Origin of the sequence: Cytobacillus gottheilii, from assembly GCF_001636345.1 — a bacterium.
Taxonomy (GTDB): Bacteria; Bacillota; Bacilli; order Bacillales; family Cytobacillaceae; genus Cytobacillus; species Cytobacillus gottheilii.
The window spans coordinates 228209-246272 of record NZ_KV440945.1; the positions used below are offsets into that span (position 1 = coordinate 228209).

The window sequence follows — 18064 nt, forward strand, 5'->3', positions numbered from 1 at the left end:
AAATTGATGAACAAGGTTGGGTTCTTTCGCTCGATTCATTTAAAGTTCGTAATCATCTATGTATTGCTGATTTTTATTGCCATTCAAACCATTGGGGTCTATTTTGTCCGTCAGCTGGAAACAACCTTGAAGGATAACTTTAAAGCAACGATTGAAGATCGTGTAGACTTGCTAGCTTATTATTTAGAGGAACAGCTGTCTAAGGATCGGAATGTAGAGGATGAAAGCACTCCGACACTGCAGGCTGACATTTATCGCTTATTGCGTGATTACTATTCTGATGATGTGACAGAGGTACGGGTTATTGATGACAATAAGCGAATTCTTGGTTCATCTGATCCTGATAATCAGTATTTAGTGGGACAGACGGCCATTGACACGATCATTAATAAAACACTGGCAACGAGCCAGCCAGCAAATGAAGAACGCATTGATCGGTCAACAGGCAACCGAATCTGGCGACTTGTGACGCCAATTGAAACAAATGGAGAGATCGTTGGAGTAATTTACTTAGAAGGCAAAATTGAAAATGTGTATGAACAAATGAAGCAGATAAATAAAATCTTTGCTTCAGGTACAGCGATCGCATTGGTCATCACCGCTATTCTAGGTGTTTTGCTTTCCCAAACGATTACCAAGCCTATTTCTGATATGCGTAAACAGGCTTTGGCGATGGCGAAGGGGAACTTCTCCCGTAAGGTTAAAATTTATGGTCAAGACGAAATTGGGCAGCTTGCGATGACATTTAACAATTTAACGAAGAAGCTGCAGGAAGCCCATGCGACGACAGAGGGAGAACGCAGAAAACTGTCTTCCGTTCTTTCCTATATGACTGACGGAGTAATCGCAACAGATCGAAAGGGACGAGTTATTTTAATCAATGATCCTGCCGCAAAAATGCTGAATGTTTCACGTGAAACAGTGTTGTCATCCTCTATTGTTTCTCTGCTTGAATTAGAAGATGAATATACATTTGAAGCCCTTCTAGACGAACAGGATTCGGTCATTTTAGACTATAGTGATCAGCCTAATCCATTAATTTTACGTGCTAACTTTTCAGTCATTCAAAAGGAAACTGGCTTTGTAAACGGCTTGATTACGGTACTGCACGATATTACCGAGCAGGAAAAAATTGATATGGAGCGCAGAGAATTTGTGGCCAACGTTTCTCATGAATTGAGAACGCCATTGACGACGATGAGAAGTTATTTAGAAGCACTGGCAGAAGGAGCATGGGAAGACCAAGAAATTGCGCCGCATTTCTTAAATGTCACCCAAACTGAAACAGAGCGAATGATTCGCCTGGTGAATGATCTTCTCCAGCTTTCTAAAATGGACAGTAAGGATTATCGTTTAACGAAGGAATGGATTGATTTTATTCCGTTTTACAACCGAATTATTGATCGCTTTGACTTTACAAAAAGCCAAAATGTGATCTTCGAACGAAACCTGCCAGATCATTCGATATTTGTGGAGATTGATGAAGATAAACTGACACAGGTGCTGGATAATATTATTTCAAATGCCTTAAAGTATTCCCCAGAAGGCGGGAAAGTAGCATTCCAGATTGAAGATCAGGAAGGCTTTATTGTAATCAGTATCTCTGACCAGGGAGTTGGAATTCCGAAAGAAAATCTCAGCAAGATTTTTGAGCGATTCTATAGAGTTGATAAAGCTAGAACAAGAAAGCTTGGCGGCACTGGATTAGGACTTGCCATCGCGAAGGAAATGGTCGAAGCGCATGGAGGGAAAATTTGGGCCGATAGTGTAGAAGGCAAAGGGACGACCGTTTCATTCAGTCTGCCTTATGACCGGACAGAAGAGGATGAGTGGGAATGACATATGAAAATATTAAAAATATCATATTAGTCATTTTAGTTGTCCTTAGTGGAGTTTTAACTTGGACTCTATGGACATATCAGCCTAACTTGGAACTGCTTGAAAATCTAAAAACGCTGAAGGAAGAGCCAATAGGTCCTACTAACGAGTTCAGCAAGCTTGTCTTGCCTGAGAAGGTAGTCTACCATTATCCGAATAATGAACATTACGGAACGGTTGACATCGGGGAAATCAACAAAACAATTAATGAAATAAAAGAATGGAATTTAACCGATTTCGAGGATCGGAGCAGTGAAGCAGATGTATTAATCTCTTCCATGTATGAACCAGGAAATACGGTTATCACTTATCCAGATAATGTACCGATTGAGCAATATCAAAATGTCATTGCCATTGATGAAGAGATTGCGCTCACATTCGATTTTGATCATATTGTCATTAACTCAAATAATCTGGACAGGGAAGATGGGATTGTCTATTTTATTTCGAAAAAGTCCAATACCGTTTATCAGAGTCATGTAAGAGCTTCACTTGTTCAATCATTTAAAGATAAGTATTTTGAGAACTCAATATTCAATGAGAATTTTTCCAAGTATTTTCGCTACCAGCCATCTGCTGGAACGACCATTTTTATTCCTTCAGGTGAAAGGCAGCTTGTTAAATATCAATATTTATCAGAGGAATTCGAATCAGATCGATTTAAGAACCTTCTTTTTAGTGAACCAACGATTGTGCAGAAAAATGTTCAGTCTACAATGGAAGAATTCACGGACAGCTCAAGTCTGCTGAGAGTTATGCATGATTCAAATACGATTTCCTATATTAATTTTGATACAAGTACGGAATGGTCTCCGGTAGACAGCAGTTTATTATCCGAAAGCATTGATTATGTCAATAGTCATGGCGGATGGACAGATAATTACCGCTATGATTCATTTGATCAAGCCAGTAATCGAGTTGTCTTCCGACAGTATGAATTAAACGGATATCCCATTTTTAGTGATAGCTCTAGTAAGTCAACCGTTCAGGTAAGCTGGAGTCAAGGTAAATTCCGCGAATATCGAAGAAGCAATTTTTCTTTCGATGCACCTCTTTCAGATCATATAAAGGTTGATCTTCCATCTGGAGAATCAGTCGTTAATCATTTAGAGAGTCTGGAAGGATTAGAATTAGATCAGCTTGAGGATATTGCAATTGGCTATAAAATGACCAAGGATCCACAAACCAAATTAATTTATCTTGACCCTTCCTGGTACTACTTATATGGCGGGAATTGGATTATGTTTTCCATGGAGGAGACAGGAGGGATCAACCGTGGATTGGAGTAAAATTAAAACGATTTTTATTATCGCGTTTCTCGTACTGGATGTGTATCTCATCTATGAATTCTCAAAGCTGAGGGATGCAAGCCAATTAGCGCTTGAATCGGAAGCTTCTGTAGAAAACAGATTAAGAGCTGATGGCATCGAGTTTCCAGAACTGAAAAATGATAATAATGAAGTGAATTTAATTAATGCTGAACGGGCGGAATTCACAGAGGAAGATCTTGAAGATGCAAAGTTTGATGAACAATCCGCCGAAATTAATAGAGGAAAAGAATTAGTCGTCAGTTTAGATGAACCATATGCAATAGATGAAGATGCTGATCTTGAAGAATTAAACACCTTTTTAGATGCTTATATCATTTATGCGGATCAATATGCATTCTGGGAAAAAGGAGAAACAACAATTACGTTCTATCAGACATTCGAAGGAAAAATGTTTTACAAAAACAATAATGGCCGATTGACGCTGTTTCTGAATCCAGAAGGTGAAATTGTTTCATATACACAAACACTGCTCACCAGCATTGAAGATCGTGTAGAAGTTGAAGATCCGGTTCCTCCGCTAAGTGCAATGGAGACGTTGTATCAAAACGGAAAGCTGCTTCCAAACTCCGTTATTACGGATGTGGAAATCGGTTATTATACGTTCTTAAGTGAAAATACGACTACCTATACACTCACTCCGGTATGGCGTTTTGTAGTAAAAGACCAGGGAAGTTTATATGTAAATGTGAAGTATGGCGATATCATCGATTTAAGTAATATAGAGAATAATTAATGGGGGAGAAATTATGTCCATGCAATTCAGCGTTCTGGCAAGCGGCAGTACGGGGAACGCCATTTATGTGGAAAACGGGGAGCATTCTTTTTTGGTTGACGCAGGACTAAGCGGCAAGCAAATGGAAACCTTATTTCAGCAGATTGACCGAGATATGGGGAAGCTGTCCGGCATCCTCGTGACACATGAACATAGTGATCATATAAAAGGCGTCGGCATTATTGCCCGCAAGTATAAGCTGCCTATTTATGCAAATGAAAAAACATGGCTGGCAATGGACAACTTAATCGGCCAGATTCCAGTGGAGCAAAAATTCACCTTTGGAATGGAAACAGTGAAATCATTCGGAAGCCTGGATATTGAGTCATTTGGCGTTTCACATGATGCGGCAGATCCGATGTTTTATGTATTCCATAGCGGTGAAAAAAAGCTTGTCTTAATTACCGACACAGGCTATGTCAGTGACCGGATGAAAGGGTTAATCTCCAATGCAGATGCCTATGTGTTTGAAAGCAACCATGATGTACAGATGCTGAGAATGGGACGTTATCCTTGGAGCATTAAGCGCCGCATTTTAAGCGACGTTGGCCATGTCTCTAATGAGGATGCAGCGATTGCGATGGGTGAAGTAGCAGGTGATCGCACGAAAAGCATCTACCTTGCTCACTTAAGCCAAGATAACAACATTAAAGATTTAGCACGCATGTCTGTCGCTCAAACACTTGAAACACAGGGTATTATGGTTGGAGAACAGTTTACCCTTTATGACACCGATCCGAAAACACCGACGATTTTAACGGCAGTTTAAAGAATAGAAAGCAGCAGAGGAGCTACTGAATCCTTTGCTGCTTTTTTTATAAAGATGTTCGGTATTTTAATAAAAGGCAAACAAATTATGAACAAACTCGTAAGATTAACAGAAGATAAGTGTTTTTTTTAGAATTTTATTTTAGGCTGAGTATAATAATGGGTATAGAGGTAAAATAAATGATAGCCATCATCTTATACAAAGAAACCTATAATTTAAAAAGGGAAAGGGTGTATGCATATGGGCTATTATGATCAGGATTATGAAAATCGCTCAAGCCGCCAAAAAGGCAAAAAGAGCGGTTATTTTTTAGCGAGCCTGGTGGGGCTTATTCTTGGTGCACTGCTTGTTGTCATAGCACTGCCAAAATTAATTGATTATAATGTTCTTCCATACTCTGCGGAAGAAACGGAACAGCGCACAAATAATAACTCATCAAATGTTGAGACGCAAAATCTCTCCCTTGATGTGGTCACAGATGTAACACAGGCAGTTGATAAAGCCGGTGATGCGGTTGTCAGTATTACAAACCTGCAATCGACCAGCTTCTGGGGAGAGGAAACTGGAAGTGCTCCAGCTGGAACAGGATCTGGCGTTATTTATAAAAAAGACGGCAATAAAGCATTTATTGTCACAAATCACCATGTAGTGGACGGAGCACAGCAGCTTGAAGTGAGCCTGGCGAATGGAACAAAAATTCCTGCCACTCTAGTTGGCAGTGATGTGTGGACGGATTTAGCTGTAATTGAAGTAGAAGGTAACGAAATCGATACGGTTGTTGAGTTTGGTGATTCAGATACCCTAAAAACAGGGGAACCTGTCATTGCAATCGGAAATCCGCTCGGTACATTTGAAGGATCTGTCACACAAGGAATCATTTCGGGTTTAGAGCGGACTGTGCCGGTTGATATTGATCAGAATGGAACAGTGGATTGGCAGGCAGAAGTACTGCAGACAGATGCAGCCATTAATCCGGGAAATAGTGGTGGAGCCCTTGTAAACATTGGCGGCCAGCTAATCGGAATCAACTCCATGAAAATTGCTGAGTCAGCGGTAGAGGGAATTGGATTGGCGATACCAATTAACTATGCAAGGCCGATTATTGACGATCTTGAGCAATTTGGCGAAGTAAAACGTCCGTATTTAGGCGTTGGGTTACAGTCCGTTACAGAAATCCCAGGCTATCATCAGCAGCAAACATTACAGCTGCCGCGGGATATTACAACAGGAGTAGCGATTACTCAAGTAGAACCAAATTCACCAGCCGCACAAGCTGGATTGCAGGAATTTGACGTGATCGTTGAAATGGATGGGGAAGTAATAGATGATGTTATTGGCTTGCGAAAGCATTTATATAACCAGAAAAAAGTCGGTGACCAAATGCAAGTCGTCATTTATCGGAACGGTGAGAAGCAAGAAGTAACGGTAAAGCTGAGTGACGCCTCTACTTTTTAGGCAAGGCATTCAGCAATCAAGCAATCTCCATTTGTCTAAAATATGTGGAAGCTAGAAATACTAAACAGGAGAGCATAACGCACTCCTGTTTTTTTATGTGCAAAAATCAAAACACATAAAAGGTGTCAGTATGTTAAGATGTAGTGTGGATAACTGAAGATGCAAGGTTTTACAGAGTTTATCCACATTGTTAATAAATTGATGTAAAAAAGAGGAGCGTTTTAAAAGTGAAAATTTACTGCTGTGAGGAACATGTAGAGCTAGCCATTGATATAATTGTGGATGAGCTGGAAACTTTCCCGCAATTAACACAAATGGAAGACGAACAAAATTTATCAACAGCCTGTGAATATTGTCGAAATACCGCAATATATGTTGTGGCGAACAAGTGATTCCATACCATATGTGGATAGAAAATGTGGACATGTGGATAACTACTGTGGATATCTTGTTTGTACCTGAGGATTGCCTGTGAATATCTAGCTATTTTTAAAAATTAATGGTAGGCCATCTGAATGAATTTACTGAAATCCTATATTCTTTTTCTGGAATTTTTCGATATACTATTATAAATTTCCATAAAGGATGTGAGCTGTGATGATTCAAAGGTTTTACAGATCGAGAGCTTTTCTTGCTGTTTTAGCTTTAATGCTGATCCTGCCATTTACAGTTGGAGAGCATGCTGGAGCAACAAATGATGTGCAAAAAAACTCGACAGCAGCAGAATCGACAGAAACGACATCCACAGAGCAGACATCATTGACAGAAGAATTAAATGCCATTCTTCAAGATGAACGACTTGCCGGTGCATTAACAGGTGTTAGCGTAAGAAATGCTGATAACGGAGAAATAGTGTACTCCCATAACGAGGATATACGACTTCATCCGGCCTCCAACCAAAAAATTCTCACAGGAGCAGCAGCATTAGCAACACTTGGCGGTGACTATCAATTTTCAACGGAGATTTTAACAGATGGAGTAGTAAGAGGGAAAGTACTTCAAGGAAACTTATACATAAAAGGCAAAGGTGATCCAACCCTTTTAAAAAAGGATCTAGATGCATTTGCTAAAGAACTGAAAGCAAAAGGCATTGAAAAAATCAATGGAGATATCATCGGAGACGACAGCTGGTATGATGATGTGCGCCTATCGACTGACTTGAACTGGGATGACGAATCGAACTACACAGGTGCACAGGTCTCAGCTCTTACCTTATCTCCTAATGAAGATTATGATATGGGAACAGTCATCGTAGAAGTGACAGCAGGGAAAAAGGCCGGCGATCAGGCACAGGTCTCCGTTACTCCAGCAACGGACTATGTGAACATCGTAACCGAGGCAGCTACTGTTGCAAAAGGCGAATCAAAAAGCATCTCGATCAGCAGAGAACACGGCACCAATGATATTATCATTAAAGGAAAAATCCCGCTAGAAGGTTCAGCATCGAGATCATGGGTGTCTGTATGGGAACCAACAGGTTATGTGCTGGATGTGTTTGCGAAGTCACTGCAAGAACAAGGAATTAAGCAGATTGGCAAAAACGAAGTAAAACGTGGTGTAACAGCTAAGGATGCAGTACTGCTGGCCACCAAACAATCCATGCCATTAAAAGAATTGTTCCTGCCATTTATGAAGCTCAGCAACAATGGCCATGCGGAAATGATCGTTAAAGCTATGGGCAAAGAGATTCATGGGGAAGGCAGCTGGGAGAAAGGACTCGATGTCGTTGAAAGCCAGCTCACCTCATTTGGACTGGACATGGAATCCATCCTGCTCCGTGACGGATCAGGCATGTCTCATAAAAATCTTATTCCAGCAGAGCAGCTAACAAAGCTGCTTTATGAAATACAAGATGAACCATGGTATCCGCAATTTGAACATTCCCTGCCTGTTGCAGGAATTTCAGACCGGCTAGTAGGAGGCACATTGCGCAACCGACTTAAGGGTGAGAACACACAAGGGAACATCAAAGCGAAAACCGGCTCCCTTACTGGTGCCAACACCCTCTCCGGCTACGTCACAGCAAAAAATGGCGAGAAGTTCATCTTCTCGATTATGATGAACAACTATATCAGCGGATCGATGACGGAAATCCAGGACAGGATTGTGGAGACACTGGCGAAGCAGTGAACTAGCAGAAACCGTCAGTCCATGATCAGATAAATAAATGAACATAGAATCCTGGCGATTGTGTCGCCGGGATTTTTTTGCCTTCAGATGTAAATTTCATTATTTACTCAAAAACAATATTAATAGTTATTGTTATAATAGGATAGATAAATTGAATGAGCGGAGGAACTATAATAATGAGCCAATACCCGAATTGCCCAAAATGCCAATCTGCATATACTTACGATGATGGGACTTTTCTCGTTTGTCCGGAATGCGGATACGAGTGGAGTGCGAATGAGGAAACAGAAGCTGCTGGAGATACGAAGATCGTCAAAGATGCTAACGGAAATATTTTAAATGACGGCGATACTGTGAGTGTGATAAAAGACCTGAAAGTCAAAGGCAGTTCATCTGTACTGAAGCAAGGTACGAAAGTGAAAGGAATCCGCTTAGTGGACGGAGATCATGATATTGATTGCAAAATCACTGGATTTGGTGCTATGAAATTAAAATCCGAATTTGTGAAGAAAATTTAAGAAAATAAACAAGCAGGAGCCACCATGAAAAGACTACTTTTGATTATTGCTGCAGCCGCAGCCATGATCTTTTTCTTACTGAACATGAACGAAACCAAAGAACAAAAACAGGATTTATATGTAGCGACAGATGGAAATGATGAAAATGATGGATCCATAACAAAGCCCTTTCGCACACTGACGAAAGCCGCTTCTGAAGCGGAAGCCGGGACAACTGTACATATCCATGAAGGAATTTACGAAGAGCAGCTGGTCATCCAGCATAGCGGCACAAAATCAAATGGAGTTATTTTTCAGCCCTATCATGATGAAGATGTGATTCTGAGTGGTGAAAACATACCAAGTGAGGAAGGCGATACTGCCCTCATTACGATCGACAGCAAAGACTATGTGACAATTAAGGGCCTCATGATTCAGGATTTAACGACGGAATTAACGGATGAAACCGTCATGGGCATTTTTGTGACAGGCTCCAGCAGCCATATTACATTGGACAGCAACCATATCCAGCGTATTGAAACACATGCAGACGATGGAAATGGCCATGGCATTGCATTTTATGGAACGGAGCCTATGAAGGACATAACGGTGACCAAAAATACTGTACAAGACCTCAAGCTGGGCGCAAGCGAAGCACTTGTCCTCAATGGCAATATTGATGGTTTTAATATTGAAGATAACACAGTAAGCCGCAATGACAATATCGGCATTGATCTGATCGGCTATGAAGGAGTGGCTGCAGATCAAGACGCAGACTATGTGCGCAATGGGTTGGTAGCTCGTAACACAGTTCATGACATCTCTACTTACGGCAATCCAACATATGGCGAGGAATATAACGCTGCCGGGATCTACGTTGATGGCGGAAAAGAGATCACAATCGAAGAAAATACCATCTATGGCAGTGATATCGGCATCGAAGCCACTTCCGAACATGCTGATCAATACGCGGAAAACATTGAAATCATCAATAATAATATATATGAAAACTTTTACACAGGCATCTCCATTGGCGGATACGACGAAGACCGCGGCGGTACAATCAATTCCTATATTGGACACAACATCCTTTTCCGAAATGATACCCTTGATCTCGCCGGCGGACAGCTAATGATCCAGCATGACGTAAAAGACAATACGATTGAAAAGAATACCCTAACAGCAGGTCCATCCAGCATCTATATCGCAAACTTCTTCACGACCAACGAAAATACAACACTAAGCGATAATGTATTTCAAAAAGAAGATGGAGAAGACGGCATTTGGATTTGGAAGGATCAAGAGTATACGTCCTTCGAAGAATTTAAAGCAGCATACCAGGGGGACGGTTCTGTTGGGGGGCTTAAAGTAAAATAGTTTTCTTAAAAGCTCTCCACCCATTTGATACAGTATAAAAAAACGTAAAGAAAAGGAAGCAGCAAACTATGAAAATTACCATCATATCCGTCGGAAAACTAAAAGAAAAATACCTAAAACAAGGCATAGACGAATACCTAAAACGCCTCACAGCCTACGCCAACGTCAATATCATCGAAGTCCCTGACGAAAAAGCACCAGAAAACATGAGCCCAGCCGAAGAAGAAGAAGTCAAAAACAAAGAAGGCAAAAAGATCCTTGCCCACATCAGCCAGGACACCTACGTTATTACCCTGGAAATAGGCGGGAAAATGCTAACCTCCGAACAACTTGCTGAAAAACTTGATAGCCTTGCTACATATGGGAACAGCAAAATTGCCTTTATTATTGGCGGGTCGCTTGGGCTTAGTGATGAAGTAAAGGCTGCCAGCAAGTTTGCATTGTCTTTTTCAAAGATGACGTTTCCTCATCAGCTAATGCGGCTGGTATTGGTGGAGCAGGTTTATCGGAGTTTTCGGATTAATCGGGGGGATGCTTACCACACCAAACCCTAAAACAAGTTTTATCGATATTAATGAGTCAGTGGAATTTGTGTTGTATATGACAGATGGCGTAATAACTCAAATGAAAAGGGCAACATAAAGGGAAAAGGTGACTTTAACAGGTCACCTTTTATTTGTGGTATGGCTCATTATTGAGAATGCGATATGAACGGTAAATCTGCTCAAACATTATGAGTGTTTTAATTCCTAAGTCCATTTCCATTGGACTAATGGCTAATACTTCATCATGGGGTAAATTATCAGCACCAATAATAATAGTTACATCTGATTTGCCTGTTATCCCTAATTGATTTATTTTTTCAGCGAGTTCCTCTGATGTTACCGTTGTTCCCATAACAGAAATCAATATCTTATAGGTCTTATCTGAAATTTTTTTTAAGAGCTGTTCTTTGTTCTTAAAGTGTTGTAATTTTATTTTACAGTATCTGCTCAAACGCTTCTCATATTCCTTTATACCTTCGAGAAATGTCTTTTCAATTTTATCTCCAACAATGTAAATTTTAATATTCATCGTAAAACCTCAGTTACATTATTTTATTTCTACTAATTCATACTACTTTATTTCTAAGATGAAACACAAGCAACGCTAAATTATGAATGAAAACAGTGAAAAAAAGCATGTTTATTTACTTTAACTCATCTTCCTTCCGAGTTATATTACAACAAAGAAAAAATTCATATCTAATTTGGAGAGGGACGGAATGAATAATGCAAATATCACAAGAAGTTATTTTTAATCGTTTTCCTTGGGCAAGACCAGTCGATTTAGAGATTGATGATTCTGTGGAGGGGTGGTATTTCAGTGATGTTATGCCTTGGACCTTCAATCAGGCTCAAATGAAGTTGATACACACAATACTTGAAGAGGTAGAACATTGGTATTTGTTAAGACACAAGCCGATTGAGGTTGTAATAGTCGAATTTAAAGAGGTTCAGGGTCACGTTTTTGTTGAGAAGATTTGTGGGTTTCCTGAGGTGGATGACATATTCGAAAAATATCGAGCTATATATCTTGGAGAGCAATAATATATGCTCAATCTGTCTAGAAAGAGCATTTTAGAGAGGTTCCCTTGGGCAAAGGAAAAATCTTTATTCGACAAAATTGATACTGAACAAGATTTTGATGATTCAATTGAATGGAACTTAAACGAAGCACAACTTCAGCTTGTTGTAATGCTATTCGAAGAACTAGAGGAATGGTTTAAAAGCCGAAATAGAAATATTGACATCAATATTTATTTTGTAGGGGAATCATTGGATGCACTCCATATTGATTTTTCTAGCAATACACGTGAAGTCTTTTTAATCATAGATAAGTATAAACAGTTCTCATTGGATTTATTGGATGAAGTCGATGATGAAGAAGATGATTATGAGGATATATTCTAAGGTGTCATAAAATTGGCACCTTATTTTTATTCTTTGAGTATTTAATGCTCTCGAAAACAATAATTCTAAGTTTTTATTTTTTAAAATGGGAACATACGTTTCGTATCGTATCGGTGTTCAAATAAATAAACGGTGATTTTCGAAAATATGTCTAGGAGAATAAATTCATTCATGAGTGATTGATTGAGCTAATACATAGTAGATAGAGAGAGTCTGAATAGAACAGTAAAAACTGAGTACACAAATAATATTTCACCCACACCAAACGAACTCAAACAACTCAGAATTTGTAACCCTTCTTGAGTCCACTAAATCCATCTCAACCTGCATCCTTCTTCTCCATCCGAGCACCCGAGCACCCAACAATAAATGAATCTAAACTCAACCAAGTCAAATAAGACTTCAGAGAAAAAATGAATTAACAGTTATTTGGTCAGTAGAAATATAAAACTAGACTTAGACTGAGCAATAACATATACAAACCAGAGCACACACAAAAATATCCCCCACATCACACAAACTCAAGCAACTTAGATTTCATTAGCCACTTTGAGTTCTTCTAATGTTTCAGCCTTTTCACAGAGTGTCCGAGCATGCATAAATTTCGTTCTACTATTTCATTAAATGATTCTACACATAGAGTTTCTATTCGGAGATATGGTTCCATTTTATGGAACATAGATATTCATATATGGAGTATGTAAAAATTATTCAACATATTTTAAACCAATCTACAAACATAGACCAAATTGGCAACATTTTTCAAGAGGCTCCCAATATATTTACTAACTTGCTAGGTCGGGTTAGCAAATTAACTATCTATGGGGGCAAGATTTTATGTTAAACAATTTATTTAAACTACCACAAGGTCTGCAAGCAATGGACGAAAGTAACTCAATGAAACCAACAAAATTAAAGGTTGTTGAAGCAACCAATCTTTCCACTCTAACAATTGAAGAAAGAGCAAAAAGAGAGGAAAGATTAAATGAGCTAATAGAAAGCAAACTTGGTAAAAAGGTTTTAGAAGAATGGCAGATTGAGGTTCTCTATGGAAGGTCGAGTTCATTGAATAGACAATCTCATGCAATTAAGTTAACTAATAATATTACAGGAGAAAGTATCGCTTTCCTAAAAAATGAGATTCAAAATATGAAAAATGCAGACCAAATTGTAGATACCTTAAATATCATCGGTGAAGTTGAAAGGAATTACATTAGATTTTTTGGAAACTACATTAATGCAGCGAGAGTACTTCCTGATAGAGTAACGGTCGTTAAGGATTTATCACTTGTAGTGTCCGAACGGAACTTAGCAGTGGGATTTACTGTCCTTGAATATTATCAGTTTTTTGCTCAAGATTATTTCCATAATCAAGGTTTGTATCCTACAAAAAGTAGCAATCAATTTAAAAAGGGTGTAAGTCATGGAATTATTCATGATTCAGAGAGTCAGGGGTATTTTAAAAATGAATATGGTTATTATCCTGTGGCAATTAGGTCAGGTAACCTTGAAAAGTTATTTCCTTATATGAGTGACCAGGAGTTTGGACAAGTTATTAGTAAACTCAATCATCTAGGGGTATTGCATGAATCTACATCAAGAAGGATAGAGAGAAATACAAAACCTAAACGGAGAATAAAAATGGTAGATATGCAATTAGAGAAAAAAGGCGACCCGGACTATCATGAAGATGTATATATTTTCAATATTATTCCACATCTATTAGAAGGGAGCAACTAGTATGGCAAAACCACTAAGAAAATCAGACCCAATGGATTCATTGGGTTCAAAAAGACAGGTTATTCAACAATTGTGTGAGGTGGCAGAGTATGCCATCTCCACTTATAACATTGCAGGGGTTCAAGAGCTATTTGGAGGTGGATTTCGCTTCAGCCTATATCTTGACCACGATGGTAATTTAGAGTTTAGAACTGCAAATGAAATTGATTACGGGGTAGTGAGCCTTTTCCAATGTATGCAAGACCTTAACAAAACTGACCAGTTAATCGAGCAGATTTGGTTACTAGCTGATGAATATAGTACAAAGGGTAAGTTTGAAGAAGCAATGGAAGAGCGAATAGACCCAGAAACTCCACTAATTCGTGCAGCCGCCTTAACTTACATCGTAGTGGAATATTCTCGTTCTGCTGATAGACAAACCTTTTCACAACATGATGCAGATGATGGTATCTCACCTAAGTCATTAAAGAAGTTATACGATGTAGACCTTGACATTGGTGATGTCCAAATCTTCTGTGGCGATTACAGGGAGCAGTTTAACAAATATAAAAACCGTTCAGATGTTTTGATATACCTAGACCCTCCGTACTTAGTCACTGAAAAACCGAAGCAGTTTAAGAAGGTTAGAAAAAAGAAGGACAGTGATGAAAGTAATACTAAGGAAACAACAGGCTATGTGCATCCATTTACCATAGAAGACCACAAGGAACTTGTAAAAAACTTATTAACTACAAACAATAAATATATCTTGTCAGGTTACGAGAATGATGTATACAAGCCCTTAGAGGATAAAAAAAATGGTTTCTACAAATATTTTCTGGGACTTGTAAAAATATCTTCAGGGAAGAAAAAGAAAGAGTTTATATGGACAAATTTCCAACTCCCTGAAGGTTTACTACCAGAAGAGCCCTCAGATGAGGATTTATAGGAGGGGTATCTAGTAACTTATTACCTCTAGGGTATTTATTTGTCTTTTCAAATTCGCTCACAAATTGTTTCTAGGGTCGGTAGGCTATTCATCCCTTACTTTTGTTTACACTCGTCAATTTCGGTGCTTAAAATCGCTTACAGGGGTATTGCTTATTTATTTGTATATAAAATTACTGTTTCGATTAAAGGGATTTATAAAAATCTCTTTTTTTGTGCCTTTAAATCAAACTGTTTTTTTCCATAGGTTTTGACTGACATTTTGCAATAGAACATGGAAAGTTTATACGAAAGGTGAGTTGAGTGTGCATATAAAAATTAATTACTATACCAGCTAATCTACCATATCATCAATAGCCGAGACAATTTTATAAATATCAGGACATCGAACGTTATCTATTAACGGTATAGAAGCTGAGTAAATGTAAAGAGGGTGAGAATAATGGGTAAAACAATCGGATACCTTTGCACGAAAAAGCATAGCGAAGCTCAACTGTACAAAAGCGTAGTTAAAGCTGATAAGTTTTACATCGACTTAGCAACCGATCGAGGCTGTTCTAGTTATGCAGAGTTTAATAACTTAATAGAAGAAGTAGAGGAAAATGATAAAGTCATCCTGCCAAGTCTAGTTATGATAAGTGAAGATTTAGACGAGGTCTATAATCTCCTATGCATTTTTCGTAATAAGGGGGTAAAGCTGAATCTCTTAAATCCAACAAGAGGAGAGGAAATCTTCTTAACCGATGGTGGATTTAAAACATTGGAAGCAATATTCAGTCTCCGCAGGGATGTAACCAAAATTAGAGGTGCAATTGAAATTAAAGCTGAGAACCAAATCAAGCATCGAGAAAATCAAGAAGTATTTCCAGATGGTTTTTATCAGGTATTTATTGATTATAAGAATAATGGTCTAAAGGCGGAAATGGCAGCCAAGAAACTAAAAGTAGATGTTCATAAGTTCTACAGGCTAGTACGGGAATTCAGTTAACTAATAAGGACTTTCATAAAAAATATTTCAAAGAGCTAATTCTAAGGAGGAAAAATAAAATGTACAAAGATATTCATAGTAAATTACAGGAATTTAACCGTTTGCAACGAGAAGGGGTTGACCAGACAGACAATTACATCTTACTTTTCGGTGATAATACTAGAGTAGTCGAGATGGCAAAAATTAATGCTATGAAAGTAAAGGTGCAGAAAGGGAAATTCTACGTAAGCCGAAAGAAAAGTAAAACGACTGATGAATATTTGGTAATAGACATGGTTAATGGACAAGTATATAAAATAAAAAGTAAACTTTACACGGTTAAAGTTGTAGATGATAACATCCTAGTTATTGATAACAATACTGGTGAGAAGCATTTCCTTATTGAAGGTGGTAAATTGGATTTCAGGAATGTAAAGCATCTCGGAATGAACAACTATACGTATTTTTCAGGTGATTCAAGTAGTGACTACAAAGGTGTTCCAGCTGTACGTTTTGAGAACAACTTTGCAGATTCTATACGAGTTCACTGGATAATTGCATTAATGAAATGGGGTATTATAATCCTTAATTTTTGTGTAGGTGATTCACCTACTCATAAACTTCGTCATATTGTTGCCTATGAAAAATCGGAAAACAACTCAGTTCGCAACCTTCAAATACTCAAGGGAACCGATGATAAAAATATTAAATAAAATCAAACTAGCATTTTGTGTTTGATTGTAAAAAACAGCAAGGGTGGTCTACCTATTCCATCCTTGCTATTTTTTATTTGCATTTTTATAATGACCAATCAAGTTAAAAAATCAGAGTTACCATTCAGTAGCTGTATATTTTATAGCTTATTCCCAATATTTCCGTAAAAATTCTAGCAAATATTTGAATACAGAGTTATCATAGCAACATTTCTAAAGGAGGGGTAGTCCAATGTCTTTTAAATCTTTAAGGTTCTATCAAACACCAGGTGTTCAGGCTCTACAAATCGTTCATTTAGATGTTGCAGCATCATTAATTGTAAATCATTTTGCTGAAAAGGAAGATTTCATAGTCTTTAAATATTTTGAAGGAAGAACAATAATCACTGATGGTAATGATTCTATCCTTGCTACCATTGACCAACGATTATTCAGCCATGATGTCTGGGCGGTTTATAGTGAGGAAGTAGAATTTAGTTATTACACATTTATGACCCCAAGTGAGTATTAAAAATAGAAAACAGGGCAATTTTGCTTGCTAACTCTGATTTAGTGAACAAATAACGCAAAGGTGGTCATTATAGGGGGGAATTGATTTGAATTGTGAGTATTGTTTTGGAACAGTCAAAGTCGTTGATAGTTTTCATTCCGTTCAAACAGTCGAATGTTTGAGTTGTGGAGTTCGTTACGATGTAAGGGTAAATCCAAAAATATCTAGTGAGGGGGTAGATGATGCCCTTATAAATACCGAAAACAAGATTTATAATTGTCTAGATATTTTTATAAAAGAAAAAATGGAATTATAACTCTCTTAATATTTTTATAAATGCCGAAAAGGATTCTTATAAAAGGTCTGAAATTCTTATAAAACTAGAAGGGAATTTATAAAAGTCATAAATTTTTTATAAAAAGCGAAAAGACTGGTTATAAATGTCTACACCTTAAACTTCTTCGGATTAGGTTCTAAGTATACAGTATAAAGCGATTTACTCTATCCAAATTTTGCTGTTATATTTAGATTTGCTTTATAGATATAAGAATTAAAATACCTTAGTATCCATCTACTTTGTTATTCCTCAAACAGAAAACTTCAACCAGAGTTAGGTGAAGAAGGCGTAACTTACTTTATGCTCATATATGGTCATTTCCTCAATTAATTCTTCTGATTGGTATTCAATAGCTTAAAAATACCCAAATTCACTCAATATCATTGGTTCTGCATGCATCTTTCTGAAACTCGTTATTAACATTTTGGTTGTATAAAGGAACATTTTTACTCTTCAAGAGAATTCCAGCAACCAAAACTATTTTAAGTAGGGAAATACTTAATTTTTTTCTTAACAAAAATCACTCCTGATTTTTATCTTGCCTTGAGCTTGGAGGTTTTGAACCTTGTTGCTCTAGGGGTTTTTAAAGATTTACAAATCTATAAAAATAATAATAGTGAAAATTTATTAAGTATTTCTGGTGTTTGCTTCATTTTTATTAAGTCTTGTAGTAGTTCTTAAAGTTTCTGCTGATTTTGTAGATTTTACGTTATTTGCATCAAAAGTTAT

At 37.8% G+C, this 18064-nt stretch carries 19 protein-coding genes; 18 read left to right on the forward strand and 1 reads right to left on the reverse strand.

Annotated features, from left to right (window positions below):
• Positions 1-6: 6 nt before the first annotated feature.
• From walK to rlmH, 10 genes are all read left to right on the forward strand, one after another.
• Entirely contained in the window at positions 7-1839 is a 1833-nt protein-coding gene (walK, locus tag A6754_RS01205; protein ID WP_066451237.1) for a cell wall metabolism sensor histidine kinase WalK, read from the forward strand.
• Positions 1836-3167: a YycH family regulatory protein gene (locus tag A6754_RS01210; protein ID WP_066441929.1), complete on the forward strand. Its 1332-nt coding sequence runs from the start codon at positions 1836-1838 to the stop codon at positions 3165-3167. Before walK ends, A6754_RS01210 begins: the two co-directional genes overlap by 4 nt.
• Entirely contained in the window at positions 3154-3942 is a 789-nt protein-coding gene (locus tag A6754_RS01215; RefSeq protein ID WP_066441932.1) for a two-component system regulatory protein YycI, read from the forward strand. The genes A6754_RS01210 and A6754_RS01215 overlap by 14 nt, the downstream gene beginning before the upstream one ends.
• A 13-nt stretch (positions 3943-3955) precedes the next feature.
• Positions 3956-4750 (forward strand): MBL fold metallo-hydrolase, encoded by a 795-nt coding sequence (locus A6754_RS01220; RefSeq protein ID WP_066441934.1) that lies wholly within the window; start codon positions 3956-3958, stop codon positions 4748-4750.
• Positions 4751-4990: 240 nt separating this feature from the next.
• Entirely contained in the window at positions 4991-6205 is a 1215-nt protein-coding gene (locus tag A6754_RS01225; RefSeq protein ID WP_066441936.1) for a S1C family serine protease, read from the forward strand.
• A 227-nt stretch (positions 6206-6432) separates the two neighbouring features.
• Positions 6433-6597, forward strand: coding sequence for a CxxH/CxxC protein (locus A6754_RS01230; RefSeq protein ID WP_371806952.1), 165 nt, complete (start codon positions 6433-6435; stop codon positions 6595-6597).
• 205 nt (positions 6598-6802) lie between these two features.
• Entirely contained in the window at positions 6803-8335 is a 1533-nt protein-coding gene (gene dacB, locus A6754_RS01235; RefSeq protein ID WP_066441938.1) for a D-alanyl-D-alanine carboxypeptidase/D-alanyl-D-alanine endopeptidase, read from the forward strand.
• Between the two features lie 176 nt (positions 8336-8511).
• Entirely contained in the window at positions 8512-8853 is a 342-nt protein-coding gene (locus A6754_RS01240) for a zinc ribbon domain-containing protein YjdM (RefSeq protein WP_066441940.1), read from the forward strand.
• A 24-nt stretch (positions 8854-8877) separates the two neighbouring features.
• Positions 8878-10209, forward strand: a complete 1332-nt coding sequence (locus A6754_RS01245) for a right-handed parallel beta-helix repeat-containing protein (protein WP_066441943.1) — start codon at positions 8878-8880, stop codon at positions 10207-10209.
• A 68-nt stretch (positions 10210-10277) separates the two neighbouring features.
• Positions 10278-10763: a 23S rRNA (pseudouridine(1915)-N(3))-methyltransferase RlmH gene (gene rlmH, locus A6754_RS01250; RefSeq protein WP_066441945.1), complete on the forward strand. Its 486-nt coding sequence runs from the start codon at positions 10278-10280 to the stop codon at positions 10761-10763.
• 118 nt (positions 10764-10881) lie between these two features.
• Here rlmH and A6754_RS01255 read toward each other — a convergent pair whose 3' ends face one another.
• The gene (locus A6754_RS01255; RefSeq protein ID WP_066441948.1) at positions 10882-11283 is read right to left on the reverse strand and encodes a 23S rRNA (pseudouridine(1915)-N(3))-methyltransferase RlmH; all 402 of its coding nucleotides are present in this window, start codon (positions 11281-11283) and stop codon (positions 10882-10884) included.
• Positions 11284-11480: 197 nt separating this feature from the next.
• Between A6754_RS01255 and A6754_RS01260 the strand changes: the two genes are divergently transcribed.
• The 8 genes from A6754_RS01260 to A6754_RS01295 all read left to right on the forward strand — a co-directional run bounded on the left by A6754_RS01260 (position 11481) and on the right by A6754_RS01295 (position 17314).
• Entirely contained in the window at positions 11481-11798 is a 318-nt protein-coding gene (locus tag A6754_RS01260) for a hypothetical protein (protein WP_066441950.1), read from the forward strand.
• 3 nt (positions 11799-11801) lie between these two features.
• Positions 11802-12161 carry a hypothetical protein gene (locus tag A6754_RS01265; RefSeq protein ID WP_066441952.1) on the forward strand — a complete coding sequence of 120 codons (360 nt, stop codon included), beginning with the start codon at positions 11802-11804 and terminating at the stop codon, positions 12159-12161.
• Positions 12162-12998: 837 nt separating this feature from the next.
• Positions 12999-13901: a hypothetical protein gene (locus A6754_RS01270; protein ID WP_066441954.1), complete on the forward strand. Its 903-nt coding sequence runs from the start codon at positions 12999-13001 to the stop codon at positions 13899-13901.
• A 1-nt stretch (position 13902) separates the two neighbouring features.
• Entirely contained in the window at positions 13903-14829 is a 927-nt protein-coding gene (locus A6754_RS01275) for a DNA adenine methylase (RefSeq protein WP_066441955.1), read from the forward strand.
• A 441-nt stretch (positions 14830-15270) separates the two neighbouring features.
• Positions 15271-15816: a hypothetical protein gene (locus tag A6754_RS01280; RefSeq protein WP_066441956.1), complete on the forward strand. Its 546-nt coding sequence runs from the start codon at positions 15271-15273 to the stop codon at positions 15814-15816.
• Positions 15817-15875: 59 nt separating this feature from the next.
• On the forward strand, positions 15876-16508 hold the full coding sequence (locus tag A6754_RS01285) for a hypothetical protein (RefSeq protein WP_066441957.1): 633 nt from the start codon (positions 15876-15878) through the stop codon (positions 16506-16508).
• Positions 16509-16740: 232 nt separating this feature from the next.
• Positions 16741-17019 (forward strand): hypothetical protein, encoded by a 279-nt coding sequence (locus A6754_RS01290; protein ID WP_066441958.1) that lies wholly within the window; start codon positions 16741-16743, stop codon positions 17017-17019.
• Positions 17020-17104: 85 nt separating this feature from the next.
• The gene (locus tag A6754_RS01295) at positions 17105-17314 is read left to right on the forward strand and encodes a hypothetical protein (RefSeq protein WP_066441959.1); all 210 of its coding nucleotides are present in this window, start codon (positions 17105-17107) and stop codon (positions 17312-17314) included.
• The last annotated feature ends 750 nt before the right edge of the window (positions 17315-18064 follow it).